21 protein-coding genes and 1 pseudogene are annotated in these 25,463 nt (G+C 61.9%); 11 read left to right on the top strand and 11 right to left on the bottom strand.

The window, feature by feature from the left end:
- Positions 1-9 precede the first annotated feature (9 nt).
- The 7 genes from aroB to K5E37_RS09365 all read right to left on the bottom strand — a co-directional run bounded on the left by aroB (position 10) and on the right by K5E37_RS09365 (position 6,648).
- A complete protein-coding gene (gene aroB / locus K5E37_RS09395) occupies positions 10-1,110 on the bottom strand; it encodes a 3-dehydroquinate synthase (protein ID WP_221533654.1) in 1,101 nt (366 codons plus the stop codon).
- Positions 1,111-1,260: 150 nt separating this feature from the next.
- Positions 1,261-1,779 carry a shikimate kinase AroK gene (aroK, locus tag K5E37_RS09390; RefSeq protein ID WP_045121685.1) on the bottom strand — a complete coding sequence of 173 codons (519 nt, stop codon included), beginning with the start codon at positions 1,777-1,779 and terminating at the stop codon, positions 1,261-1,263.
- A gap of 4 nt (positions 1,780-1,783) precedes the next feature.
- The gene (pilQ, locus tag K5E37_RS09385; RefSeq protein ID WP_221533653.1) at positions 1,784-3,862 is read right to left on the bottom strand and encodes a type IV pilus secretin PilQ; all 2,079 of its coding nucleotides are present in this window, start codon (positions 3,860-3,862) and stop codon (positions 1,784-1,786) included.
- Positions 3,863-3,876: 14 nt separating this feature from the next.
- Entirely contained in the window at positions 3,877-4,401 is a 525-nt protein-coding gene (locus tag K5E37_RS09380; protein ID WP_085648015.1) for a pilus assembly protein PilP, read from the bottom strand.
- The gene (gene pilO, locus K5E37_RS09375; RefSeq protein ID WP_085608413.1) at positions 4,398-5,021 is read right to left on the bottom strand and encodes a type 4a pilus biogenesis protein PilO; all 624 of its coding nucleotides are present in this window, start codon (positions 5,019-5,021) and stop codon (positions 4,398-4,400) included. The genes K5E37_RS09380 and pilO overlap by 4 nt, the downstream gene beginning before the upstream one ends.
- On the bottom strand, positions 5,018-5,584 hold the full coding sequence (locus K5E37_RS09370) for a PilN domain-containing protein (protein ID WP_007952387.1): 567 nt from the start codon (positions 5,582-5,584) through the stop codon (positions 5,018-5,020). Before K5E37_RS09370 ends, pilO begins: the two co-directional genes overlap by 4 nt.
- Positions 5,584-6,648, bottom strand: coding sequence for a pilus assembly protein PilM (locus K5E37_RS09365; RefSeq protein ID WP_007952389.1), 1,065 nt, complete (start codon positions 6,646-6,648; stop codon positions 5,584-5,586). The genes K5E37_RS09370 and K5E37_RS09365 overlap by 1 nt, the downstream gene beginning before the upstream one ends.
- A gap of 220 nt (positions 6,649-6,868) precedes the next feature.
- On the opposite strand from K5E37_RS09365, the gene K5E37_RS09360 reads away from it, so the two are divergent.
- Positions 6,869-9,313, top strand: coding sequence for a penicillin-binding protein 1A (locus K5E37_RS09360; protein ID WP_409348062.1), 2,445 nt, complete (start codon positions 6,869-6,871; stop codon positions 9,311-9,313).
- A 270-nt stretch (positions 9,314-9,583) separates the two neighbouring features.
- Here K5E37_RS09360 and K5E37_RS09355 read toward each other — a convergent pair whose 3' ends face one another.
- The 3 genes from K5E37_RS09355 to rpmE all read right to left on the bottom strand — a co-directional run bounded on the left by K5E37_RS09355 (position 9,584) and on the right by rpmE (position 12,079).
- Complete coding sequence (locus tag K5E37_RS09355) at positions 9,584-10,852, bottom strand: malic enzyme-like NAD(P)-binding protein (RefSeq protein WP_007952395.1); 1,269 nt, start codon at positions 10,850-10,852, stop codon at positions 9,584-9,586.
- Between the two features lie 184 nt (positions 10,853-11,036).
- Complete coding sequence (locus K5E37_RS09350; protein WP_221533651.1) at positions 11,037-11,819, bottom strand: thermonuclease family protein; 783 nt, start codon at positions 11,817-11,819, stop codon at positions 11,037-11,039.
- 41 nt (positions 11,820-11,860) lie between these two features.
- Positions 11,861-12,079, bottom strand: a complete 219-nt coding sequence (gene rpmE / locus K5E37_RS09345) for a 50S ribosomal protein L31 (RefSeq protein ID WP_007952398.1) — start codon at positions 12,077-12,079, stop codon at positions 11,861-11,863.
- A gap of 180 nt (positions 12,080-12,259) precedes the next feature.
- Between rpmE and K5E37_RS09340 the strand changes: the two genes are divergently transcribed.
- The 10 genes from K5E37_RS09340 to K5E37_RS09295 all read left to right on the top strand — a co-directional run bounded on the left by K5E37_RS09340 (position 12,260) and on the right by K5E37_RS09295 (position 25,196).
- The gene (locus K5E37_RS09340; RefSeq protein WP_192563210.1) at positions 12,260-14,479 is read left to right on the top strand and encodes a primosomal protein N'; all 2,220 of its coding nucleotides are present in this window, start codon (positions 12,260-12,262) and stop codon (positions 14,477-14,479) included.
- A 210-nt stretch (positions 14,480-14,689) separates the two neighbouring features.
- Positions 14,690-16,426, top strand: a complete 1,737-nt coding sequence (gene argS / locus K5E37_RS09335) for an arginine--tRNA ligase (protein ID WP_007952402.1) — start codon at positions 14,690-14,692, stop codon at positions 16,424-16,426.
- Between the two features lies 1 nt (position 16,427).
- Positions 16,428-17,144 carry an SPOR domain-containing protein gene (locus tag K5E37_RS09330; RefSeq protein ID WP_011332070.1) on the top strand — a complete coding sequence of 239 codons (717 nt, stop codon included), beginning with the start codon at positions 16,428-16,430 and terminating at the stop codon, positions 17,142-17,144.
- A 258-nt stretch (positions 17,145-17,402) separates the two neighbouring features.
- The gene (hslV, locus tag K5E37_RS09325; protein WP_003196958.1) at positions 17,403-17,933 is read left to right on the top strand and encodes an ATP-dependent protease subunit HslV; all 531 of its coding nucleotides are present in this window, start codon (positions 17,403-17,405) and stop codon (positions 17,931-17,933) included.
- A 55-nt stretch (positions 17,934-17,988) separates the two neighbouring features.
- The gene (hslU, locus tag K5E37_RS09320) at positions 17,989-19,326 is read left to right on the top strand and encodes an ATP-dependent protease ATPase subunit HslU (RefSeq protein ID WP_007952406.1); all 1,338 of its coding nucleotides are present in this window, start codon (positions 17,989-17,991) and stop codon (positions 19,324-19,326) included.
- 76 nt (positions 19,327-19,402) lie between these two features.
- On the top strand, positions 19,403-19,780 hold the full coding sequence (locus tag K5E37_RS09315; protein WP_221533650.1) for a gamma-butyrobetaine hydroxylase-like domain-containing protein: 378 nt from the start codon (positions 19,403-19,405) through the stop codon (positions 19,778-19,780).
- Positions 19,781-20,038: 258 nt separating this feature from the next.
- A complete protein-coding gene (phaC, locus tag K5E37_RS09310) occupies positions 20,039-21,718 on the top strand; it encodes a class II poly(R)-hydroxyalkanoic acid synthase (RefSeq protein ID WP_039772445.1) in 1,680 nt (559 codons plus the stop codon).
- Positions 21,719-21,858: 140 nt separating this feature from the next.
- Positions 21,859-22,713 (top strand): poly(3-hydroxyalkanoate) depolymerase, encoded by an 855-nt coding sequence (phaZ, locus tag K5E37_RS09305; RefSeq protein ID WP_221533649.1) that lies wholly within the window; start codon positions 21,859-21,861, stop codon positions 22,711-22,713.
- 151 nt (positions 22,714-22,864) lie between these two features.
- Complete coding sequence (gene phaC / locus K5E37_RS09300) at positions 22,865-24,547, top strand: class II poly(R)-hydroxyalkanoic acid synthase (protein WP_221533648.1); 1,683 nt, start codon at positions 22,865-22,867, stop codon at positions 24,545-24,547.
- Positions 24,548-24,575: 28 nt separating this feature from the next.
- Complete coding sequence (locus K5E37_RS09295) at positions 24,576-25,196, top strand: TetR/AcrR family transcriptional regulator (protein WP_007952414.1); 621 nt, start codon at positions 24,576-24,578, stop codon at positions 25,194-25,196.
- Positions 25,197-25,265: 69 nt separating this feature from the next.
- On the opposite strand, the pseudogene K5E37_RS29405 reads toward K5E37_RS09295, so the two are convergent.
- Positions 25,266-25,463, bottom strand: a pseudogene (locus K5E37_RS29405) (poly(3-hydroxyalkanoate) granule-associated protein PhaF); the annotation flags it as partial.

Raw genomic sequence — 25,463 nt, 5'->3', positions numbered from 1 at the left:
GGAATCTTATTAACCTTTAAGCTGAGCCAGAGCGCGGTAATCCGCTCCCAGCGTGGCCTGTAGAACCTCTTTCGGATAATCGTCGGTCACCACCGCTTCGCCCATACGGCGCAGCAGCACCAGGCGCAAGCGACCGTCGATCACTTTTTTGTCAATTGCCATGTGTTCAAGAAAATCGGCTTCGGTCATCTCTTCCGGCGGGATCACCGGCAGACCGGCACGCTGGAACAGGCGGATGCCGCGATCGCGCTCCTGCTCGCTGATCCAGCCCAGGCGCGCGGACATTTCCAGCGCCATTACGGTGCCAGCAGCGACCGCTTCCCCATGCAACCAGACACCATAGCCCATGTGGGTTTCGATGGCGTGGCCAAAGGTGTGGCCGAGATTGAGGGTGGCCCGTACGCCGTTTTCCTTCTCGTCGGCGCCGACCACCGCCGCCTTGGCAGCGCAGGAGCGCTCGATGGCGTAGGTCAGGGCCGTTTGATCCAGCGCACGCAGGGCGTCGACGTTTTCCTCAAGCCAGGTCAGGAACGGTTCGTCGCAGATCAGACCGTATTTGATGACTTCCGCCAGGCCGGCCGACAGCTCGCGCGCTGGCAGGGTTTTCAGGGACGCGGTATCGATCAGCACCACATTCGGCTGATAGAACGCGCCGACCATGTTCTTGCCCAGCGGATGGTTGATCCCGGTCTTGCCGCCCACCGACGAATCGACCTGGGACAGCAGCGTGGTAGGGATCTGAATGAAATCGACGCCGCGCTGGTAGCAGGCGGCCGCGAAACCGGCCATGTCGCCGATCACACCGCCGCCGAGGGCGATCACCGTGGTGCGGCGGTCATGACGAGCGGTCAGCAGGCCGTCGAAGATCAGTTGCAGGGTTTCCCAGTTCTTGAAGGCTTCGCCGTCGGGCAGCACCACGGAAACCACCGAGAACTGCGCCAGGCTGCGGGTCAGACGCTCGAGATAGAGCGGCGCAACGGTCTCGTTGGAGATGATTGCCACTTGCCGCCCGTGGATATGCGGGGCCAGCAGCTCAGGCTGGTCCAGTAATCCTTCGCCAATGTGAATCGGGTAGCTGCGCTCGCCTAGGTCGACCTTGAGTGTCTGCATGTGTCCCCACGATGAAGATGAAGCAGGCGTCCTGCCTGGAATTATCGAATGTTCACGGCATGTGCTGGTGTGACGCCACTCGCACGCCATCCGCCACAACCCTTGGCGGCCATTACAGGTCGCCGAGGATAGCGCATTTCGTGCGGCGCTTTAACGGGGCGGAAGTTGCTGCAGGCGGTCGAGAATATCGAGCACGACCATGCGCGGTGGCCGCTCGTCGGTTTCCACCACCAGATCGGCGATTTCCCGATAGAGCGGATCACGGATCGCCAGCAGATCGCGCAGGGTTTTCTCCGGATTGGCGGTGCGCAACAACGGCCGGTTGCGGTCGCGGGAAGTGCGGCCGACCTGCTGCTCGACGGAGGCGTGCAGATACACCACCCGCCCGCCCTCGTGCAGGGCCTTGCGGTTGGCATCGCGCATCACGGCGCCGCCGCCGGTCGCCAGCACCACGCCGTCGAACGCGCACAGCTCGGCGATCATCGCCTGCTCACGATCACGAAAGCCGGGCTCGCCTTCCTTGTCGAAGATCCACGGAATATTGGCGCCCGTACGCAGTTCAATTTCCTTGTCGGAATCCTTGAACGGCAGGCGCAGCTCTTTGGCCAGTAATCGGCCGATGGTGCTTTTTCCAGCCCCCATCGGTCCTACAAGAATCAAATTTCGCACAGAATCAACGACTCACAGCAATCGCCTGGTTATTCATGATACGCGGAGTGAGAAATACCAGCAGCTCGGATTTTTTCTCCGAAACCACATCACGCCGGAAAAGGCGGCCAAGATACGGCACATCGCCAAGAAATGGCACCTTATCTACAACCTTGCTTTGAGTATTTGAGAAAACGCCCCCAATCACGATGGTCTCGCCGTCGTTCACCAGCACCTTGGCGTTGACCTCGTTTTTCTTGATCGGCGGTACATCCTGCACTTTGTTCAGGTAGTCCGGTTCGTCCTTGGTGACCTTGACCTCCATGATGATGCGGTTGTCCGGGGTGATCTGCGGCGTCACTTCCAGCGACAGCGACGCCTCCTTGAAGGACACCGACGTAGCGCCGCTGGAGCTGGCTTCCTGGTACGGAATCTCGGTGCCCTTGAGGATCTTCGCGGTCTCCTTGTCGGAGGTGACCACCTTGGGCTGCGAGACGATTTCGCCGTTGCCGGTCTTCTCCATCGCGGTCAGCTCGAGGTCGAGCAATACGTTGTCGGTGATGAACGCGATGCCGATCCCGGACGTATTGTTGACCGTGCCCATGTCGACGAACGGCGAGTTGGTGCTGGTGCTGCCCGGCGTACCAATGGTGGTCGACGAACCGTTGCTGACCCCGGAAGTGTTCCAGTTGCCCTTGTTCTGGATCGAACCGCCCCAGCGCACGCCCAGGCTCTTGTCGTAATCGACGTTGGCCTCGACGATCCGCGCCTCGATCATCACCTGACGCACCGGGATATCCAGCTGCGCCACGATCCGCCGCAGCTCGTCGAGGCGATCCTGGGTCTGGTAGGCAATGATGTTGTTGGTCCGCTCATCGACGGTGATCGAACCCCGCTCGTCGACCTTGGCCTCGGCGCTGGTGACCGACTGAAACAGCTTGGCGATGTCCGCAGCCTTGGCGTAGTTCACTTGCAGCAGCTCGCGGCGCAACGGCGCCAGTTCGGCGATCTGTTTCTGCGATTCCAGTTCCTGCCGTTCGCGGGCGGCGATTTCATCGGCCGGCGCCACCAGCAACACGTTGCCGACCTTGCGCTTGTCCAGGCCTTTGGTCTTGAGCACCAGATCCAGCGCCTGATCCCACGGTACGTTCTGCAGGCGCAAGGTGATTCCGCCCTGCACCGTATCGCTGGCCACCAGATTGAGGTTGGTGAAGTCGGCGATCAGTTGCAGCACCGAACGCACATCGATGTCCTGGAAGTTGAGAGAGAGCTTTTCGCCGTTATAGCTGTTGCGGTCGGCGTTGCGCTTTTGCAAGTCATCGACGGTCAACGGCCGGATGCTGACGGTCAGCTTGTTGTCGGTCTGGTAAGTGGAATAGTCGAACGTACCGTTGGGTTCGACGGTGATCGTCGCCCGATCACCACTGACACCAGCGTTGACGAACTGCACCGGGGTGGCGAAATCCTTGACGTCGAGGCGCACCCGCAGCGGTTCGGGCAATTGGGTACGGGCGAAATTGAGGATGATCTTGCCGTCGTGTTCCTGAATATCCGGTGCGATGGCTGGATCGGACAGGTCGATGACCACGTTGCCCTCGCCCGCCGTGCCACGCTGGAAATCCACACCGCGAATGGCTCTGGCGGTTGGCGCAAAGGTCCGGACCGGCGCTGCCGCAGTTGCTGCGCGCGGTGCACGAGCCGCCGGACGCGGGGCAGCGGCTTTGCTGCCTTGCCCGACCACCACGAATACCGCATTGCCTTCGACCCGGGTGTCGTAAGGCGCCAGTTGCGTCAGGCTGATGATGAGCCGCGTCCGGTTATTGGCCTCGACCACCGTGGCCGTGCGGGCATTGCCACTGCCCAGGTCACGGGTCTTGCTCGCCAGCTGACTGGCGACACCCGGCAGATCGAGAGCGATCCGTGCCGGCGAATCGGTGGTATAGCCCTTGGGCTGCGGGGGTGGGCCGTCGAATGACAGCTTCAGCTCGACCCGGTCGCCCGGCAGTGCCGCGACGTCCAGCGCCTTCAGATTGGCTGCCTGTACCATCGGTGAAAGCAGCGCCATCCATAGCGAAAAACCGAGGGTGGAAAAAATCCTGTTCATTATTCGACTTCCACTTATGAGTGCTCTTTCAAAGGAATGGTGCGCGGCCGCTCAAGCCAGGCGCCCTGGCCATCCGGAACGATTTCCACCACTTCGACCTGGGAAGCGCTGATCGCAACGATCCGCCCGTCGTTACGGCCCAGGTAATCGCCGACCTTGAGCCGATGGACCCCGCCCGCCCCCCGCAGCAACGCGAAGGAACCAGAGGCGTTGGCAATCGTGCCGACCATTTCAAACTGCTCGATGTTGAAACCTTCGAGGTATTGCTTGACCCGGTTGGGATCGGGTTTCACGTCGCGAGAGCCGTGTTTCTGCCCGGCCAGATCGACCCGTAACTGACGCGAAAACGGACTGCGCAGGTTGGCGGCGCTGTAGGTGAACGTCGGGAAAGAGCGGAAGGTCGGGGTCGGCTCGATCTTGCCCGGCGGACGCAGGCGCACTTCATTCATGTAGGCGTCGAGGTCACTGAAGTCATCGCCGCCACAGCCACCGAGCACCAATAACAATGTCGATAAGGCGATAAAACGGATCGGGCTCATTTTTGCAGCCCCTTGTCGTTGTAGCGGTAGGTCTTGGCGAGAATGCTCATGCGCAACTTCGGCCCGCCTTCGGGATTGGCCGGCGCCAGCTCGAAATCGTGCAGGGTGACGATCCGTGGCAGTCCGGCCACGCCGCTTACGAAAGTCGCAAGGTCGTGATAGGCACCGGTTACGGTGATCTGGATGGGCAGTTCGATGTAGAACTGTTGGGTGACCTCCGGCAGCAGCTTGATCTCTTCGAATTCAAGACCGCTGCCCAGCCCGGTGCGCGTGATGTCTTCCAGCAACCCCGGCACTTCGGTGTCACTGGGCAATTGCCGCAACAGCACGCCGAACGAGTTTTCCATCTCTTTCATCTGCTGGGTGTACAGCTCCAGATTGGCCGCCATGCGCGCCTTGCTCGCGAATTGCTCCTTGAGGGTGACCTCCTCCTCACGCTTGAGCTCGAGCTGGTTCTCCAGGTCACTGATGAAAAAGTTATAGCCAAGCGCCAGAACCAACACCATCAACAGCCCGCCGGCCAGGCTTTTGACCACTGGCGGCCAGGAGCCGATGTTGCTGGTGTCCAGGTCGTTGAAATCGACATTGCGCAGGCTGTCCAGCCACTCGGACGGCTTCATTGGTCGTCCTCCTCGATCCGGGGTCGAGTCTGGCGAACGGTCAGCTGAAAGACGTTGGCCTGATCCACCTGGCCAGCGGTGGTGGCTTTCACTTCATTGAGGTTGGGCGCATCGAACCAGTCGGAGGCATCGAGATTGCGCATCAGGTCGGACACCCGATTGTTCGACTCCGCCGCGCCGCTGATCGACAGGGTCTTGCCGACCATTTTCACATCGGTGAAATACACCCCGTCGGGCAAGGTGCGCGCCAGCTGATCGAAAATCCGCCCGCTGATCTGCCGGTTGCCCTGCAAGTCCTGGATGATGCGCATGCGCTCCACCAGTTGCTGGCGGTGGGCCTTGAGTTCGCTGATCTGTTTGATCCGTTCGTCGACCACGGCGATCTGCTTGCCGATGTAGTCATTGCGCGCGACCTGCCGCGCGATGGCGGCGCTGATGATCTGGTCGGCAATGAGCACCGCCCCGACCGAACCGACCACCACGCCGGTCAAGGCCAGCAGGAAGCGTTTGCGCCGCTCTTCGCGACGCTCCTCGCGCCAGGGTAAAAGGTTGATCCGCGCCATCAGTCGAAACTCCTGAGCGCGAGCCCGCAGGCAATCATCAGGGCCGGCGCATCGCTCGCCAGGGCCCCGGCGTTGACCTTGCTGCTCAAGGCCATGTCGGAAAACGGGTTGGCCACCTGGGTCGGTGTGTTCAGGCGCTCTTCGATCAGCCGGTCGAGCCCGGGCACCGACGCCGTGCCGCCGGCCAGCAGAATGTGGTCGACGGCGTTGTACTGGCCGGAGGCGAAAAAGAACTGCAGGGAGCGCGACACCTGCTGCACCAGCGCCTCGCGAAACGGTTGCAGCACCTCGCTGACGTAGTCGTCCGGCAGGCCGCCCTGCTTCTTGGCGAGTCCCGCCTGTTCAAGGGTCAGGCCATAACGGCGCTGGATTTCCTCGGTCAGCTGTCGACCGCCGAACAGCTGTTCGCGGGTATAGATGATCCGGCCGTTGTGCAGGACGCTGAGGGTGGTCATGGTGGCGCCGATGTCGACCACGGCCACTGTCAGCCGGTCCTGGGACGCGGCCAGTTGCGTCGCCAGCAGGCCGAACGAGCGTTCCAGTGCGTAGGCTTCGACATCCACCACCCGCGCGGTCAGCCCGGCGAGGGCGAGCGCCGCTTCGCGGACTTCGACGTTTTCCTTGCGACAGGCGGCCAGCAGTACGTTGACCCGCTCGGGGTTGCGCGGCGAAACGCCCTGGACTTCGAAGTCGATGGCGACCTCGTCCAGCGGATAGGGAATGTATTGATCGGCCTCGATCTTGAGCTGGTTTTCCAGTTCATCGTCGGACAGCCCGGCGTCCATCTCGATGACCTTGGTGATCACCGCCGAACCCGCCACTGCCACCGCAACGGTTTTCAGCCCGGTGCGCGCCTTGACCAGCACCCGGGACAGGGCCTGGCCGACGCCCTCGAGCTCGGCGATGTTCTTTTCGACCACGGCACTCGCCGGCAACGGCTCCACCGCGTACGCCTCGACCCGGTAGCGCTCACCCTGACGGCTCAGCTCCAGCAGCTTCACCGATGTGGAGCTGATGTCGATCCCCAGTAACGTATTGGCCTTTTTATTGAAGAGTCCTAGCACTACCAATTCCCTATGACTATCCGTGAGTTACGGACTCTGTAATGCGCATTGCGTTCCCTCGCCCCGTCTTGACAGAAGCGCAAATGACGCCCCCAGCGGAAAAGTGCTTATAATGCCCAGCGATTTTTTCCGCTTTTTACTGCCGGCGCGGGTCGTTCTGTGTGTTTCCCGGAACCCTGTCGCCCAATTCATTCTTTGCCGTGGATGTCCAAAAGCCTTGATTCGTCTGCTGAAATTTTTCGGTTGGTCCATCGTCGCCGTTTTCTGCGGACTGCTTTTAGGTCTCAGCGGCGCGTTTCTTTACCTTAGTCCGGGTTTGCCATCTGTGGAGGCGCTGAGAAGCATTCAGTTGCAGATTCCGCTCCGGGTCTACAGCAGCGACAACAAGTTGATCGCAGAATTTGGCGAAATGCGCCGCACACCGATCCGTTTCGCCGACATTCCCCCCAATTTCATCAATGCGTTACTAAGTGCTGAAGACGACAACTTCGCCAATCACTATGGCGTCGATCCGAGCAGCCTGATGCGTGCCGCGACCCAACTGGTCAAGAGCGGTCACATCCAGTCCGGCGGCAGCACCATCACCATGCAGGTGGCGAAGAACTTCTTCCTGACCAGCGAACGCAGCTTCTCGCGCAAGACCACTGAAATCCTTCTGGCCCTGCAGATCGAACGCCAGCTGACCAAGGACGAAATCCTTGAGCTGTACGTGAACAAGATCTATCTGGGCAACCGCGCCTACGGCATCGAGGCGGCGGCGCAGGTGTATTACGGCAAGTCGATCCGCGAAGTCAGCCTGGCGCAGATGGCGATGATCGCCGGCCTGCCGAAAGCCCCGTCGCGCTTCAACCCGCTGGCCAACCCGGCGCGCAGCAAGGAGCGTCGCGACTGGATCCTCGGGCGCATGTACAAGCTCGGCAAGATCACCGAAGCCGACTACACCGCCGCAATCAACGAGCCGCTGAACGCCAGCTATCACGTGCCGACCCCGGAAGTGAACGCACCGTACATCGCCGAGATGGCCCGTGCGGAAATGGTCGGTCGTTACGGCAGCGACGCCTATACCGAAGGTTTCCGCGTCACCACCACGGTGCCGAGCAACCTCCAGGAAATGGCCAACACCGCGCTGCACGAAGGCCTGATGACCTACGACCAGCGTCACGGCTACCGTGGCCCTGAATCACGTCTGCCGGGCAAGACCCGTGAAGCCTGGGCCACCGAACTGACCAAGCAACGCACGATCAGTAGCCTCGAGCCGGCCATCGTCACCCAGGTCGACAAGAACGGCCTGCAAGTGCTGACCCGCACCGGCGAAGAGCACGTGGCGTGGGACACCATGAAATGGGCCCGCCCGTTCCTCAACACCAACAGCATGGGCGCCAACCCGCGTCAGCCGTCGGATGTGGCACAGATCGGCGACCTGGTTCGCGTGCAGCGCCAGCCAAACAATTCGCTGAAGCTCAGCCAGATCCCACAGGCGCAAGGCGCGCTGGTGTCGCTGGATCCGCAGAACGGCGCGATCCGGTCGCTGGTCGGCGGCTTCGCCTTCGAGCAGAGCAACTACAACCGCGCGATGCAGGCCAAGCGTCAGCCGGGCTCGAGCTTCAAGCCGTTCGTCTACAGCGCCGCACTGGACAACGGCTACACCGCCGCCAGCCTGGTCAACGACGCGCCGATCGTGTTCGTCGACGAGTACCTGGACAAGGTCTGGCGTCCGAAGAACGACACCAACACCTTCCTCGGTCCGATCCGTCTGCGTGAGGCGCTGTACAAGTCGCGCAACCTGGTGTCGATCCGCCTGTTGCAGGCGATGGGCGTAGGCAAGACCATCGACTACATCACCCGTTTCGGCTTCAACAAGCAGGACTTGCCGCCAAACCTGTCCCTGGCGCTGGGCACCGCGACCCTGACGCCAATGGAGATCGCCACCGGCTGGAGCACCTTCGCCAACGGCGGCTACAAGATCACCCCGTACATCATCGACAAGATCGAAAGCCGCAACGGCGACACGCTGTTCGTCGCCAATCCGCCGACCGTACCGCAGGGCGGCGCGGCCACCGACGGTATCGCGGCCCCCGCTACCGAATCGTTTACCGTCAATGCAGCGCCGGTTCCGGGTGAAGCGCCGAGCAACGCCGCCGTGCCGCAAGCACCGGCAGTTGCCGAGCGCATCGTCGATGGCCGTACTACTTACATCCTCAACAGCATGCTGCAGGACGTAATCAAGCTCGGCACCGGTCGTCGCGCACTGGCTCTGGGCCGCAGCGACATCGCGGGCAAGACCGGTACCACCAACGAATCCAAGGATGCGTGGTTCTCCGGTTACAACGCCGATTACGTGACCACCGTGTGGACCGGTTTCGACCAGCCGGAAAGCCTCGGTCGCCGGGAGTTCGGCGGCACCGTGGCACTGCCGATCTGGATGAACTACATGGCCGCCGCGCTCAAGGACAAGCCACCGCATGTCCAGCCGGAGCCGGAAGGCATCCTCAGCCTGCGGGTGGACCCGGTCAGCGGTCGCGCGGCATCGCCGAGCACGCCGGGGGCCTACTTCGAGCTGTTCAAGGCTGAGGACACGCCGCCGTCGGTCAACGAGATCGGCAATGGCACCGTACCGGGTAGCCCGCTGCCGGCGGATGAGCAGGCGCCGATCGATCTGTTCTGATCCTGATCCTGAACCGCTAAAAAGCCCCGCCTTCGATTGAAGTGCGGGGCTTTTTATTACCTGTTCATTTTTGTGTTGTCTGGGCCGGCCTCTTCGCGGGCAAGCCCGCTCCCACAGTAACCGGGTGTACGCTCCATTTGTGAACGCCACAAAACCCTGTGGGAGCGGGCTTGCCCGCGAAGAGGCCCTTAAGATCACCCCAAAATCAACAGGCATAAAAAAGCCCCGACTCTCACGAGCCGGGGCTTTCGGTTGAAGCGCTACAACGACTTAGCCGTTGAACACGTCATCCACGCTTTTCAGCGGGTAGTTCTTCGGATACGGCAGCGTCGCCACACCAGTCTCGATCGCGGCCTTGGCCACGGCGTCGGAGATAACGGTGATCAGGCGCTTGTCCATTGGTTTCGGAATGATGTACTCACGACCGAATTCCAGGGAGATACCGCCGTAGGCGTCGCAGACTTCCTGAGGCACCGGCAGCTTGGCCAGTTCGCGCAGGGCGTTGGCGGCAGCGATCTTCATTTCTTCGTTGATGCGCTTGGCGCGAACGTCCAGGGCACCACGGAAGATGAACGGGAAGCCCAGCACGTTGTTGACCTGGTTCGGGTAGTCCGAACGGCCGGTGGCCATGATCACGTCGTTACGGGTGGCGTGAGCCAGTTCCGGGGAGATTTCCGGATCCGGGTTGGAGCAGGCGAAGACGATCGGGTTGGCCGCCATGCGCTTGAGTTGCTCGGCGCTCAGCAGGTTCGGGCCCGACAGGCCGACGAATACGTCAGCGCCTTCGATGGCGTCGTCCAGGGTGCGTTTCTCGGTAGGGTGAGCGAACACAGCCTTGTACTGGTTCAGGTCGTCACGGCCAGCGTGGATCACGCCAGTACGGTCAACCATGAAGATGTTCTCGACCTTGGCGCCCATGCTCACCAGCAGTTTCATGCAGGAGATGGCGGCTGCGCCAGCGCCCAGGCAGACGATCTTGGCGTCGGCCAGGGTTTTGCCAGCGATTTCCAGGGCGTTGATCATGCCCGCAGCGGTCACGATCGCGGTGCCGTGCTGGTCATCGTGGAATACCGGAATGTCGCACTGCTCGATCAGAGCACGTTCGATCTCAAAGCACTCAGGCGCCTTGATGTCTTCCAGGTTGATGCCACCGAAGGTGATGGAAATGCGTTTTACGGTGTCGATGAAGGCTTGCGGGCTTTCGGAGTCGACTTCGATGTCGAAGACGTCGATGCCGGCGAAGCGCTTGAACAGCACGCCTTTACCTTCCATGACCGGCTTGGAAGCCAGTGGGCCGAGGTTACCCAGACCCAGAATCGCGGTGCCATCGGAAATGACTGCAACCAGGTTGCCCTTGCCGGTGTACTTGTAGGCCAGTTCAGGATCGCGGGCGATCTCGCGCACTGGTTCAGCTACGCCGGGGCTGTAGGCCAGCGACAGGTCGCGGGCGGTAGCAGTGGCCTTGGTGAGCTCGACACTCAGCTTTCCTGGACGAGGATTGGCATGATATTCGAGAGCGGCAGTTTTCAGATCAGACATTTTGGCATTCCGCTTTTTACTGTTGGACAGACTGGTCAGCGAGGATACGCGCCTCGCAAAGTCCCCACAAGACTGCCCGGTCACCCCTGTCAAGCGCCCTGCCCTACGACTTTGGGCCAAGAGCCACGGCGCACAAGGGCTAGACTGTTCACAATCGACAGAAAAAATGTCTACAACTTTTTATTCAGCGGGACGACTGAAGCATCGAAGTATCGGTCAGCGGCAACAGCCAGCGCGCCTGACCTGATTTCAGTCCACCGCGCCGGGAACGGTCGACCACCCAGCCACGGGCCTCGATCTGCTTGCCCTTCAACGCCTGCAGAGACGTGGCGTCGAAGCGATCCAGTAGATTGGGTGCAACGCGCAGTACAACCTTGTCCTGCAACTCGATCCAGATTCCGCCGCGATTGCGTTGAACCTTGCTCACACGACCGCTGACCACGGCAAAACCAGAGCGCTCGATCTGCTCCGCTTTCAGTACAGGAGAGCGCTTCCACAGGCCCAGCCCGGCCTGTCGCGCGAGGCGTTCAGCGGCTTGCTGGCAATCGACCAGATCGACATTCGGCGCCACCGCGACCTGGAAACCGAGGCCATCGGCGAGCATCTGCGCTTCGAGATTCTCACCCTTGGCGCTGAAAACATGGGCCAGGGTGCGGCCGTAACGGTCCTTGGACTCGGCGCCGAGTCGTAGGCCGACCCGCCCTTCGCTCTCGGCGACCAAGGCTTCGAGGCGCTTGCGCGCGGCCACAGCAAACGGCTCGTCGCTGCGACCCTGCTTGCCGAGTTCGGGCGTATTGAGGCCGATCATCCGCACATTGCGCCCATCGCCCAGGCGCAGGGTGTCGCCGTCGACCACCCGCTGCACCGTGGCGCTGTCCAGCCCGGCCGGCGCCGGGCAGAAGGCCTGGGCGGCGGAGAGCCAAATCGCGGACACAAAAAAGGCGCCCGCAAGGGACGCCTTTTTCATCAGACCGGAAAAGCCGCTGAGGTTTTCCAGAATGAAGGGCCTTAGGCCTTTTTCGCGCCGAAAGCACCGAAACGGTCGGCGAACTTCTGAACGCGACCACCGGTGTCCAGAGTCTTCTGCTTACCGGTGTAGAACGGGTGGCACTCGTTGCAAACGTCGATCGCCAGGGCTTTGCCGAAGGTCGAACGGGTTTCGAACTTGTTGCCGCAGCTGCAAGTTACTGCAACTTCTGGGTAATTCGGGTGGATATCGGCTTTCATGGTGTTTTCCTCAGCTGGCGTGCCGCCATCCAACACGATTGTTGAATACCGCACGTAATTAGGCCGCGGATTCTACCAGACAATCCCGATCACGCAAGCTGTCGCTGAGACCGACCGTCTGCTAGGCTCCCGGCCCAAACCTCATCCCCGCTGCTTGTTAGCTTCTTATCGAGATCCCGCGTGCCCGACGCCATTCTGCGCCTCGCCCTGCCTTCGCCCCTGCGCCGCCTGTTCGACTATCGGGCCCCGGCCGGCGTGCTGCGTTCGCAGTTGCAACCGGGCATGCGCCTGCGGGTGCCGTTCGGCCGGCGGGAGATGATCGGGATTCTGGTGGAAGTTACTGACACCAGCGAAGTGCCGGTGGAAAAGCTCAAACCGGCGCTGGCGCTGCTCGACGCTACCGCCCCACTGCCGCCGGCACTGTTCAAACTGTGCCTGTGGACGGCTCAGTATTATCAGCACAGCCTCGGCGACACGCTGAGCTGGGCGTTGCCAGTGCTGCTGCGTCAGGGCGAATTGGCCGAGGTTCGGCAGGAGCGCTTCTGGTCCGCCGCTCCCGGCGCCAGCCTCGATGACCCGCGCATCGCCCGCGCCCCGCGCCAGCGTGAAGCCCTGGCGACGCTGGCCCAGCACCCTCACGGCGTCGCCCATCAGTTGCTGAGCAAACTGATGCTGAGCAAGGACAGCCTCGATCTGCTGCTGGCCAAGGATCTGGTGCAGGTCGAAGTGCGCCGCCACGCCCCCGGCGCGCGCCATGAACACTGGCTGGCACAGCCCGAGCTGCCGCTCAACAGCGAACAGCGCGCCGCCTACGAGGCGATTCGCGCCGGGTTCGACAGTTATCACGCGTTCCTGCTCGCCGGGGTTACCGGCAGCGGCAAGACCGAAGTCTATTTGCAGCTGATCCGCGAAACCCTCGAGGCCGGCAAACAGGCGCTGGTGCTGATCCCGGAGATCAACCTCGGCCCGCAGACCCTGGCCCGCTTCGAACAACGCTTCAATGCGCGCATCGCCCTGCTGCACTCGGCGGTCAATGACCGTGATCGTCTGGACGCCTGGCTCGCCGCCCGTGACGGCGAGGCCGACATTATTATCGGCACCCGCTCGGCGCTGTTCACCCCGATGAAAAATCCGGGGCTGATCATCATCGACGAAGAACACGACGGCTCCTATAAACAGCAGGAAGGCCTGCGCTACCACGCGCGGGATCTGGCGCTGGTGCGCGCGCGGCAGGAAAACATCCCGATCGTGCTCGGCTCCGCGACCCCATCACTGGAAAGCCTGCACAACGCCTACACCGGTCGGTACGGACTCCTACGCCTGAACGAACGTGCCGGCGGCGCCAAACAGCCACGCTTCCTGCGTCTGGATGTGAAAAGTCGTCCACTGGACAGCGGCATTTCCGGACCGATGCAGCAAGCCATCGGCCAGACCCTCGCCGCCGGCCAGCAGGTATTGGTGTTCCTCAACCGCCGGGGGTTTGCCCCGACTCTGCTGTGCCACGATTGCGGCTGGATGTCCGAGTGCCAGCGCTGCGATGCGCGGATGACCGTGCACCAGCGCTACGGCGAACTGCGCTGCCACCACTGCGGTTACGTCGAGCGCGTACCCCGCCAATGCCCGAAGTGCAACAAGGTCGATCTGCGCCCCGTGGGCGCCGGTACCGAGCGGGCCGAGGAACGGCTGGCGATTCTGTTCCCGGACTATCCGGTGCTGCGCGTCGACCGTGACAGCACGTCGCGCAAGGACGCGATGAACCAGCTGTTCGCCACGATCCAGAAAGGCCAGCCGTGCATTCTGGTCGGCACCCAGATGTTGGCCAAGGGGCACCACTTCCCTCGGGTGACGCTGGTATCCATCCTCGATGCCGACGGCGGGCTGTTTTCCGGCGACTTCCGCGCCAGCGAGCGCATGGCGCAGTTGATCGTGCAGGTCGCCGGCCGGGCCGGGCGGGCGGAAGAACCGGGCAAGGTGATCATCCAGACGCATCTGGCCGACCATCCTTTATTGGTGCAACTGACCGAGCAGGGTTACTTCGCCTTCGCCGAACAGGCCCTGAGCGAACGCCGCGCCGCCGGACTGCCGCCGTTTTCCCACCTCGCCCTGCTGCGCGCCGAAGCGCACAAGCCGGGGCAGGCCGAAGGCTTTCTTGATGAGGCGTGCAGCGAGGCCGAGCGCTTGCTGGCCGAACAGAATCTGACCGGCATTGAACTGCTGGGACCGGTGCCGGCGCCAATGGAACGCCGGGCCGGGCGCTTCCGCGCGCAACTGCTGTTGCAAGCCACGGCCCGGGCGCCGCTGCACCGATTGCTGGCGAGCTGGCTGCTGGTGCTGGAGCAGATGCCAAGCGGCCGCGCGGTGCGCTGGTCGCTGGATGTCGATCCCGTCGACTTGTATTGATCTGACGCTCGCCTTCGCGAGCAAGCTCGCTCCCACAGGGAAATGTATTCCAGGGTGGGAGCGAGCCTGCTCGCGAAAGCAGTCTATTTGTCACCACACATCCGCATCCTGCCTGCTAAGGTTGGCAAGCCCGTCTTCGCAACGGATAATGCCCAGTTTTTCCACCCGCGCATCGATGCGCCGCCGCGCTTGCGGTCGAAAGAGAAGACCATGAAAGACACCATTCGCCAGCTGATCCAACAAGCCCTCACCCAACTCGTCAACGAAGGTGTGTTGCCTGAAGGCCTGACGCCGGCGATCCAGGTGGAAAACGCCCGGGACAAGACCCACGGCGACTTCGCCAGCAACATCGCGATGATGCTGGCCAAGCCTGCGGGCATGAAACCGCGCGATCTGGCGGAAAAAATCATCGCCGCCCTGCCGGCTGACGAGAACGTCACCAAGGCCGAAATCGCCGGCCCAGGCTTCATCAACTTCTTCCAGAACACTCAGGCGCTGGCCTCGCGCCTCGACGCCGCACTGGCCGACGCTCACGTTGGCGTGCGCAAGGCCGGCCCGGCGCAACGCACCGTGGTCGACCTGTCGGCACCGAACCTGGCCAAAGAGATGCACGTCGGCCATTTGCGCTCGACCATCATCGGCGACGGCGTGGCGCGGGTACTCGAATTCCTCGGCGACACCGTCATCCGTCAGAACCACGTCGGCGACTGGGGCACCCAGTTCGGCATGCTGATGGCGTACCTGCAGGAAAACCCGATCACCAGCGACGAGCTGTCGGACCTGGAAAACTTCTACCGCGCCGCCAAGCAACGCTTCGACGAATCTCCGGAATTCGCCGACCGCGCCCGTGGCCTGGTGGTCAAGTTGCAGGCCGGCGACGCTGAATGCCTGGCGCTGTGGACCAAGTTCAAGGACATCTCGCTGTCGCACTGCCAGAAGATCTACGAACTGCTCAACGTCAAACTGACCATGGCCGACGTGATGGGCGAAAGCGCCTACAACGACGACCTGATCAACGTGGTCAACGACCTGAAAGCCGCCGGCATGCTGGTCGAAAGCAACGGCGCCCAGTGCGTGTTCCTCGACGAATTCAAGAACGCCGAAGGCGAGCCGCTGCCGGTGATCATCGTCAAGGCTGACGGCGGTTACCTGTACGCCACCACCGACCTGGCGGCCGTGCGTTATCGCAGCGGCAAGCTGAAGGCCGACCGTGCGCTGTACTTCGTCGACCAGCGTCAGGCCCTGCACTTCCAGCAAGTGTTCGCCGTCGCGCGCAAGGCCGGCTTCGTGACCCATCCGATGGAAATGGAGCACATGGGCTTCGGCACCATGAACGGCGCCGACGGCCGTCCGTTCAAGACCCGTGATGGCGGCACCGTAAAGCTGATCGACCTGCTGACCGAAGCGCAGGAACGTGCCTACAGCCTGGTGAAGGAAAAGAACCCGACACTGGCCGAAGACGAACTGCGCGCGATCGCCAAAGTGGTCGGCATCGGCGCGGTGAAGTACGCCGACCTGTCGAAGCACCGCACCAGCGACTACAGCTTCAACTTCGACCAGATGCTCAACCTCGAAGGCAACACCGCGCCATACCTGCTGTACGCCTACACCCGCGTGGCCGGCGTGTTCCGCAAACTGGACAAGGATTACAGCGAAGTCGACGGCCAGATCGTCCTCGAAGCGCCGCAGGAACACGACCTGGCAGCCAAACTGGCGCAGTTCGGCGAAGTGCTGAACAACGTTGCGGAAAAAGGCACGCCACACACCCTGTGCACCTACCTGTACGAGGTCGCCGGCTTGTTCTCCAGCTTCTACGAGAACTGCCCGATCCTCGCCGCAGAGACCCCGGCACAAATGCAAAGCCGTCTGCGCCTTGCCGCGCTGACCGGCCGTACCCTCAAGCAAGGCCTGGAACTGCTCGGCCTGGAAACCCTGGAGCGCATGTAAGTTGGCTGCCAAGAAAAAACCTGCACCCAAGCGTGGCGCCAGCCGTTACCAAGCTCCAGCGAAGCAGCCGATTCCGGGCTGGCTGTGGATGGCCATCGGCCTGACGGTCGGCGCGTTCATCGTGTTCCTGATGAAACTGGAGCCGGGCAAGGGCAGCGACACGGTCAAGCGCGAGAAGATCGAGCAACAGCAACAACAGAAAGCCACCAAGATCGCCGAGGCCAACAAGACCCCGCCGAGCCCGACGCAACCGGTGAAGCCGAAGTACGACTTCTACACCCTGCTGCCGGAATCGGAAGTGATCGTGCCGCCGGACGCCGTGCCGGAGAAAACCCTGCCGACGCCACAGGTGCCGGCCATCCCGACCACGCCGGTGACCCCGGCCGAAGCGGCGAAGATCGACACAGCGCGTGCACAGGCTGCACTGGCCGGGATCACCCCGCCGCCAGCACCGCCGGTGACCAAGGCTGCACCGGTGACCAAGTTCTTCCTGCAGGCCGGCTCGTTCCGCAAAGAGACGGATGCCGACAAGGTGCGCGCGCAGATCATTCTGCTCGGCCAGGCGGTCGCGGTTGAGTCCGGGACGGTCAAGGATGAAACCTGGTATCGCGTACTGGTCGGCCCGTTCAGCAACCGCGAACAGCTGACCACCGCCCAGAAACAACTGGCGGGCGCGGGCTTCAGCAACCTGTTGTTACAACAACGCCAGAGCCGCTGATACCTCCCCACCGATCGTTCCCACGCTCTGCGTGGGAATGCAGCCCGGGACGCTCCGCGTCCCTTGCCGCAGGGACGCGGAGCGTCCATTGAGGCATTCCCACGCGGAGCGTGGGAACGATCATGTCGTTCTGCGTGGGAACGATCATGTACAAAGCACCGCTCGTCCCCTCTCCCGCCCCGCAGTTGAAATCCTCTCCACCACCCCCATATGAATGGGCATAAGGCATTTTCGCCCCGCAGTGTGGAGACTCTTCCCTTGACCACCATCGTTTCAGTCCGCCGCCACGGCAAAGTCGTCATGGGCGGCGACGGCCAGGTTTCTCTCGGCAACACCGTGATGAAAGGCAACGCGAAGAAAGTTCGTCGCCTGTACCACGGCGAAGTCATCGCCGGTTTCGCCGGTGCCACAGCCGACGCCTTTACCCTGTTCGAACGTTTCGAAGGCCAGCTTGAAAAGCACCAGGGCCACCTGGTTCGCGCCGCCGTCGAACTCGCCAAAGAATGGCGCACCGACCGTTCCCTGAGCCGCCTAGAAGCGATGCTCGCGGTCGCCAACAAGGACGCATCCCTGATCATCACCGGCAACGGTGACGTGGTCGAACCCGAAGACGGCCTGATCGCCATGGGTTCCGGTGGCGCCTATGCGCAAGCCGCCGCCAGCGCCCTGCTGAAGAAGACCGACCTGTCGGCCCGCGAAATCGTCGAGACCGCTCTCGGCATCGCCGGCGACATCTGTGTATTCACCAACCACACCCAGACCATTGAGGAGCAGGATCTCGCTGAATAAGCCTGACGCGGCCCCTGTGCCACGGCTTGTTTCTGCTTGAGGACCGTCAATTATTATGTCCATGACTCCCCGCGAAATCGTCCATGAACTCAACCGCCACATCATCGGCCAGGACGATGCCAAGCGCGCCGTCGCGATTGCCCTGCGCAACCGCTGGCGCCGTATGCAGCTGCCTGAAGAGCTGCGCGTTGAAGTGACCCCGAAGAACATCCTGATGATCGGCCCGACCGGTGTCGGTAAAACCGAGATCGCCCGTCGTCTGGCCAAACTGGCCAACGCGCCGTTCATCAAGGTCGAAGCGACCAAGTTCACCGAAGTCGGCTACGTCGGCCGTGACGTCGAATCGATCATCCGTGATCTGGCCGATGCCGCGATCAAGATGCTGCGCGAGCAGGAAATGACCCGCGTTCGTCACCGTGCCGAAGACGCCGCCGAGGACCGTATCCTCGACGCCCTGCTGCCACCGGCACGCATGGGCTTCAGCAACGAAGAAGCGCCGACCCAGGATTCCAACACTCGCCAACTGTTCCGCAAGCGCCTGCGCGAAGGTCAGCTGGACGACAAGGAAATCGAGATCGAAGTCGCCGAAATGGCCGGCATCGAGATCGCCACGCCTCCGGGCATGGAAGAAATGACCAACCAGTTGCAGAACCTGTTCGCCAACATGGGCAAGGGCAAAAAGAAGGCCCGCAAGCTCAAGGTCAAGGAAGCGCTGAAGCTGGTACGCGACGAAGAAGCCGGTCGCCTGGTCAATGAAGAAGAGTTGAAGGCCAAGGCCCTGGAAGCGGTCGAGCAGCACGGCATCGTGTTCATCGACGAAATCGACAAGGTCGCCAAGCGCGGCAATGTCGGCGGCGCCGATGTGTCCCGCGAGGGCGTGCAACGTGACCTGCTGCCGCTGATCGAAGGCTGCACCGTCAACACCAAGCTGGGCATGGTCAAGACCGACCACATCCTGTTCATCGCCTCCGGTGCGTTCCACCTGAGCAAGCCGAGCGATCTGGTACCGGAGCTGCAAGGTCGTCTGCCGATCCGCGTCGAACTCAAGGCCCTGAGCCCGCAGGACTTCGAACGCATCCTCAGCGAACCGCACGCCTCGCTCACCGAGCAATACTGCGCGCTGCTGAAAACCGAAGGCCTGAACATCCAGTTCCAGCCGGAAGGCATCAAGCGTCTGGCGGAGATCGCCTGGCAGGTCAACGAGAAGACCGAGAACATCGGTGCCCGTCGCCTGCACACGCTGCTCGAGCGTCTGCTGGAAGAGGTGTCGTTCAGTGCCGGCGACCTGGCCAGCGCCCACGACGACAAAGCGATCCAGATCGACGCCGAATACGTCAACAGCCACCTGGGCGAATTGGCGCAGAACGAAGACCTGTCCCGTTATATCCTGTAAGCCATACTTACAGTGGTCGTGAAACTGTGGGAGCCATCGGCTCCCACAATTTTTTCCACCTGACGGAACGCCGGCGATGACCCAACTCCCCACCGACATCAAACTGCACAAAGCCTCGAAAACCCTGTCGCTCAAATACGCGTCCGGCGAGGAATACACCCTGCCCGCCGAATTCCTGCGCGTGCATTCCCCCTCCGCCGAGGTCCAGGGCCACGGCAAACCGATCCTGCAATTCGGCAAGCTGAACGTCGGCCTGACCAAGGTAGAACCGGCCGGTCAGTACGCACTGAAACTGACCTTCGATGACGGTCACGACAGCGGTCTGTTCACCTGGGATTATCTGTACGAGCTGGGGCGACGTCATGACGCACTCTGGGCGGATTATCTGGCCGAGCTCAAAGCCGCCGGCAAAACCCGCGACCCGGACCAGTCCGTCGTCAAGCTGATGCTCTAGTCCGCGCCTCGGACTGTTTAGAGGGCATTTTCTAGATTCATCTGTTTGAATGCTCCGCTAAAGCGGCCCGGGATCGGCTGCTTGCGAAAAAAATCAATCTCGGGTAACCAATGGAACTGGCAAGTTCCCTGCAGTGCTCTACGACTGTAAAGCAGCTATGCAGAATCAACGGTCACCCGAGCAGTAGTACCTGGCATTGGCTGTGGAACTGCACAGCAGAAAACCGGGTACTCGTCTCAGGACAATGGAGCGTCGTAGATGAGTAACAAGAATAACGATGATTTGAAGTACCAGGCCTCGGAGAACACCCTGGGGCTGAATCCTGTCGTTGGGCTTCGCGGAAAGGATCTGCTGGCCTCTGCTCGAATGGTGCTGACCCAGGCCATCAAACAACCGATCCATAGTGTCAAACACGTCACCCAGTTCGGCCTTGAGCTGAAGAACGTGCTGTTCGGCAAATCCGACCTGCAACCGGCGGGCGATGACCGTCGCTTCGTCGATCCGGCGTGGAGTCAGAACCCGCTGTACAAACGTTATCTGCAAACCTACCTGGCATGGCGCAAGGAACTCCATGCCTGGATCGACGACAGCAGCCTCTCGCCCAAGGACATCGCGCGCGGCCACTTCGTGATCAACCTGATGACCGAGGCCATGGCACCGACCAACACGGCGGCCAATCCGGCGGCGGTCAAACGCTTCTTCGAGACCGGCGGCAAAAGCCTGCTCGACGGCCTCTCGCATCTGGCCAAGGATCTGGTGCACAACGGCGGCATGCCGAGCCAGGTCAACATGGGCGCGTTCGAGGTCGGCAAGAGCCTGGGCGTGACCGAAGGCGCGGTGGTGTTTCGCAACGACGTGCTGGAGCTGATCCAGTACAAGCCGATCACCGAGCAAGTGCACGAACGCCCGCTGCTGGTGGTGCCGCCGCAGATCAACAAGTTCTATGTATTCGACCTGAGCCCGGACAAGAGCCTGGCGCGCTTCTGCCTGCGCAACAATGTGCAGACCTTCATCGTCAGCTGGCGCAACCCGACCAAGGAACAGCGCGAGTGGGGCCTCTCGACTTACATCGAAGCCCTGAAGGAAGCGGTCGACGTGGTCACCGCGATCACCGGCAGCAAGGACGTCAACATGCTTGGCGCCTGCTCCGGCGGCATCACCTGCACCGCCCTGCTCGGCCACTATGCGGCGATTGGCGAGAACAAGGTGAACGCCCTGACCCTGCTGGTCAGCGTGCTCGATACAACGCTGGACAGCGACGTCGCGCTCTTCGTCGACGAGCAGACCCTGGAGACCGCCAAGCGCCATTCTTATCAGGCCGGCGTGCTCGAAGGCAAAGACATGGCCAAGGTCTTCGCCTGGATGCGCCCCAACGATCTGATCTGGAACTACTGGGTCAACAACTACCTGCTCGGCAACGAACCGCCGGTGTTCGACATCCTGTTCTGGAACAACGATACGACTCGACTGCCGGCCGCGTTCCACGGCGACCTGATCGAGATGTTCAAAAACAACCCACTGATCCGCCCCAATGCACTGGAAGTGTGCGGCACGCCGATCGACCTCAAGCAGGTGACCGCCGACATCTTCTCGCTGGCCGGCACCAACGACCACATCACGCCGTGGAAGTCCTGCTACAAGTCGGCGCAGCTTTTTGGCGGCAAGGTCGAATTCGTGCTGTCCAGCAGCGGGCATATCCAGAGCATCCTGAACCCGCCGGGCAACCCGAAATCGCGCTACATGACCAGCGATGAAATGACCGCCAATGCCGATGACTGGCAGGAAAACTCGACCAAGCACGCCGACTCCTGGTGGCTGTACTGGCAGGCGTGGCAGGCTGCGCGGTCGGGCGAATTGAAGAAAGCGCCAACGAAGCTGGGCAACAAGGCGTATCCGGCAGGCGAAGCTTCACCGGGCACTTACGTTCACGAGCGGTAACCGACATCTGTGGGAGCGAGCTTGCTCGCGAAGGCGGACTGACATTCAACATTGAAGTCGACTGATTCGCCGCTTTCGCGAGCAAGCTCGCTCCCACAGTTAAAGATGAGATAGAGATTTCACCCACAGGGCCTTGAAGCATGCCGCACCCGTTCATCTTTCGAACCGTCGAGCTCGATGGCCAGACCATCCGCACGGCGGTCCGCCCCGGCAAGCCTCACTTGACGCCCTTGCTGATATTCAACGGCATCGGCGCCAACCTGGAGCTGGTGTTTCCTTTTGTCGCGGCGCTGGATCCGGACCTGGAAGTGATCGCCTTCGACGTGCCCGGTGTCGGTGGTTCCTCGACGCCGAGCCGACCGTATCGCTTTCCCGGGCTGGCGAAACTCACCGCGCGGATGCTCGATTACCTCGACTACGGACAGGTCAACGTGATCGGCGTGTCCTGGGGTGGGGCGCTGGCGCAGCAGTTCGCCTACCACTATCCCGAGCGCTGCAAGAAGCTGGTGCTGGCGGCGACCGCTGCCGGTGCGGTGATGGTGCCGGGCAAGCCGAAAGTGCTGTGGATGATGGCCAGCCCACGGCGCTACATCCAGCCGTCCCATGTGATCCGCATCGCCCCGATGATCTACGGCGGCTCGTTCCGCCGCGACCCGACACTCGCCGCCAGCCATGCGGCCAAGGTGCGTTCGGCGGGCAAGCTCGGCTACTACTGGCAACTGTTCGCGGGCCTTGGCTGGACCAGCATTCACTGGCTGCACAAGATCCATCAGCCGACGCTGGTGCTGGCCGGTGATGACGATCCGCTGATCCCGCTGATCAACATGCGCATGCTCGCCTGGCGAATCCCCAACGCGCAGTTGCACATCATCGACGACGGGCATCTGTTCCTGATTACCCGGGCCGAGGCGGTGGCGCCGATCATCATGAAATTCCTCCAGGAGGAACGTCAGCGTGCGGTGATGCATCCGCACCCGACACCGCTGGGCGGATAACCGCCCCGGCACGGATTTCTGGACAGCGTTTTGCAACGTGTCCGCACAGGTGCGTGGCAGGAGGCCACGCAGGCAACAACCCGCAACAGCGTCTATGGTGTTCTGGTTCGGTGTGTTTGTTTTTGGCCTGAAGACGAAGGAGTGTTGAGTCATGCGTGACAAACCAGCGACGGGCGTCGTGCCCAGCCCCGCCGTGTTCATCAATGCACAGAGTGCCATGACCGGTCTGCGCGGCCGGGACCTGATCTCGACCTTGCGCAACGTCGCGGCCCACGGGCTGCGCAATCCGATCCACAGCGCAAAACACGCCTTGAAGCTGGGAGGCGCGCTCGGACGCGTGCTGCTCGGCGAAACCCTGCACCCGACCAATCCGCAGGACAGCCGCTTCGCCGATCCGGCGTGGAGCCTGAACCCGTTCTATCGGCGCAGCCTGCAGGCTTATCTGGCCTGGCAGAAACAGGTCAAGAGCTGGATCGACGAGAGCAGCATGAGCGACGACGACCGCGCCCGCGCGCACTTCGCCTTTACCCTGCTCAACGACGCCGTGGCGCCTTCCAACACCCTGCTCAATCCGCTGGCCGTCAAGGAGCTTTTCAACTCTGGCGGCCACAGTCTGGTGCGTGGGTTGAGTCATCTTTTTGATGATCTGCTGCACAACGACGGCCTGCCACGTCAGGTGACCAAACAGGCTTTCGAAGTCGGCAAGACCGTCGCCACCACCACCGGCTCGGTGGTGTTTCGCAACGAAATGCTCGAGCTGATCCAGTACCGGCCGATGAGCGAGAAGCAGTATTCGAAACCGCTGCTGGTGGTGCCGCCGCAAATCAACAAGTACTACATTTTCGACCTCAGCCCGAGCAACAGCTTCGTCCAGTTTGCGCTGAAGAACGGCTTGCAGACCTTCATGATCAGCTGGCGCAACCCGGATGTGCGCCATCGCGAATGGGGCCTGTCGACCTACGTCGAAGCCGTGGAAGAAGCGATGAACATCTGCCGGGCGATCACCGGTGCCCGCGAGGTCAACCTGATGGGTGCCTGCGCCGGCGGGCTGACCATTGCGGCGCTGCAAGGGCATCTGCAGGCCAAGCGGCAGTTGCGGCGGGTGTCCAGCGCCACCTATCTGGTGAGCCTGCTCGACAGTGAAATGAACACCCCGGCCACCCTGTTCGCCGATGAGCAAACGCTCGAAGCGGCCAAGCGGCGCTCCTATCAGAAAGGCGTGCTGGAGGGTCGCGACATGGCCAAGGTGTTCGCCTGGATGCGCCCCAACGATTTGATCTGGAGTTATTTCGTCAATAACTACCTGCTGGGCAAGGAGCCGCCGGCGTTCGACATCCTCTACTGGAACAACGACAGCACCCGCCTGCCCGCCGCGTTTCATGGCGACATTCTGGACTTCTTCAAGCACAACCCGTTGACCCATCCGGGTGGCCTGGAAGTGTGCGGCACGCCGATCGATCTGCAGAAGGTCACGGTCGACAGCTTCAGCGTGGCCGGCATGAACGACCACATCACGCCGTGGGACGCGGTGTATCGCTCGACGCTGTTGCTGGGCGGTGAGCGGCGCTTCGTGCTGTCCAACAGCGGCCACGTGCAGAGCATCCTCAACCCGCCGGGCAACCCGAAAGCCAATTACGTCGAGAACGGAAAGCTCAGCGGCGATCCGCGCGCCTGGTACTACGACGCCAAGAAAGTCGACGGCAGCTGGTGGCCGCAGTGGCTGGAGTGGGTGCAGCAGCGCTCCGGCACCCTGCGCGAAACCCAGATGACCCTCGGCAACGCCAATTATCCACCGATGGAAGCGGCACCCGGCACCTATGTGCGTGTGCGCTGACTGACTAAAGCCCTTTTAAGAAGACTGGATGAAAACAAGCGAACGGATCCTCGAATGTGCCCTGCAGTTGTTCAATGAAAAGGGCGAGCCGAACGTCTCCACCATGGAGGTTGCCAATGAAATGGGGATCAGCCCCGGCAACCTCTACTACCACTTCCACGGCAAGGAACCGCTGATTCTCGGCCTGTTCGAGCGTTTCCAGAACGACCTCGCCCCGCTGCTCGACCCGCCCGCCGATGTCGAACTGGCGCCGGAGGATTACTGGCTGTTCCTGCACCTGATCGTCGAACGGCTGGCGCAGTACCGCTTCCTGTTCCAGGACCTGTCGAACCTGGCCGGACGCCTGCCGAAACTGGCCAAGGGCATTCGCCAGTTCCTCAACGTGCTCAAGCGCACGCTGGCATCATTGCTGGCGCGGCTGAAGGCGTCGGGGCAGTTGGTCAGCGACACCCAGGCGCTGGGGCAACTGGTGGAGCAGATCACCATGACGTTGCTGTTCTCGCTGGACTATCAGCGGATTCTTGATCGCGAAGGGGAAGTGCGGCTGGTGGTGTACCAGATCATGATGCTGGTGGCACCGCACCTGTTGCCGCCGGTGAAGGTGGCGACGGAGAGGATGGCTTTGCAGTATCTCGAAGATCACGAGTAATCCGACGGCTTTTACCCAAACAAAAACGCCCGACCTTCACAGGCCGGGCGTTTTCTTGAGCCCTGAAAATCAGGACTGACTGGTTGGCGTCGACGGAGTCGATGCAGCAGTCGGAGCAGGCGCCGGGGTTGGAGCCGAGGCGGAGTTCGACGTGCTTGCCAGTGCTTGCGGTGTGGTCACCGGTTTTGGCGCAGCTGGTTTCGGCGCAGCGGCTTTCGGCGCGGCCGGTTTTTTCACTGCCGGTTTCTTCGCCGCAGCCGGTTTGGC

The organism is Pseudomonas sp. RIT778 (genome assembly GCF_019718735.1).
GTDB classification, from domain to species: domain Bacteria; phylum Pseudomonadota; class Gammaproteobacteria; order Pseudomonadales; family Pseudomonadaceae; genus Aquipseudomonas; species Aquipseudomonas aphyarum.
Note: the sequence above shows the minus strand (reverse complement) of the source record. Positions and strands in the feature narration are given on the sequence as shown.

Excerpts from the sequence above, each read along its gene's own strand:
- K5E37_RS09315 (WP_221533650.1), top strand. The coding sequence starts at position 19,403 with ATGACCCAACTCCCCACCGACATCAAACTGCACAAAGCCTCGAAAACC.
- rpmE (WP_007952398.1), bottom strand. The coding sequence starts at position 12,079 with ATGAAAGCCGATATCCACCCGAATTACCCAGAAGTTGCAGTAACTTGC.
- K5E37_RS09380 (WP_085648015.1), bottom strand. The coding sequence starts at position 4,401 with ATGAGCCCGATCCGTTTTATCGCCTTATCGACATTGTTATTGGTGCTC.
- hslU (WP_007952406.1), top strand. The coding sequence starts at position 17,989 with ATGTCCATGACTCCCCGCGAAATCGTCCATGAACTCAACCGCCACATC.
- phaC (WP_221533648.1), top strand. The coding sequence starts at position 22,865 with ATGCGTGACAAACCAGCGACGGGCGTCGTGCCCAGCCCCGCCGTGTTC.
- K5E37_RS09370 (WP_007952387.1), bottom strand. The coding sequence starts at position 5,584 with ATGGCGCGGATCAACCTTTTACCCTGGCGCGAGGAGCGTCGCGAAGAG.
- pilO (WP_085608413.1), bottom strand. The coding sequence starts at position 5,021 with ATGAAGCCGTCCGAGTGGCTGGACAGCCTGCGCAATGTCGATTTCAAC.
- aroB (WP_221533654.1), bottom strand. The coding sequence starts at position 1,110 with ATGCAGACACTCAAGGTCGACCTAGGCGAGCGCAGCTACCCGATTCAC.
- pilQ (WP_221533653.1), bottom strand. The coding sequence starts at position 3,862 with ATGAACAGGATTTTTTCCACCCTCGGTTTTTCGCTATGGATGGCGCTG.
- phaC (WP_039772445.1), top strand. The coding sequence starts at position 20,039 with ATGAGTAACAAGAATAACGATGATTTGAAGTACCAGGCCTCGGAGAAC.
- phaZ (WP_221533649.1), top strand. The coding sequence starts at position 21,859 with ATGCCGCACCCGTTCATCTTTCGAACCGTCGAGCTCGATGGCCAGACC.
- argS (WP_007952402.1), top strand. The coding sequence starts at position 14,690 with ATGAAAGACACCATTCGCCAGCTGATCCAACAAGCCCTCACCCAACTC.
- K5E37_RS09350 (WP_221533651.1), bottom strand. The coding sequence starts at position 11,819 with ATGAAAAAGGCGTCCCTTGCGGGCGCCTTTTTTGTGTCCGCGATTTGG.
- K5E37_RS09295 (WP_007952414.1), top strand. The coding sequence starts at position 24,576 with ATGAAAACAAGCGAACGGATCCTCGAATGTGCCCTGCAGTTGTTCAAT.
- K5E37_RS09355 (WP_007952395.1), bottom strand. The coding sequence starts at position 10,852 with ATGTCTGATCTGAAAACTGCCGCTCTCGAATATCATGCCAATCCTCGT.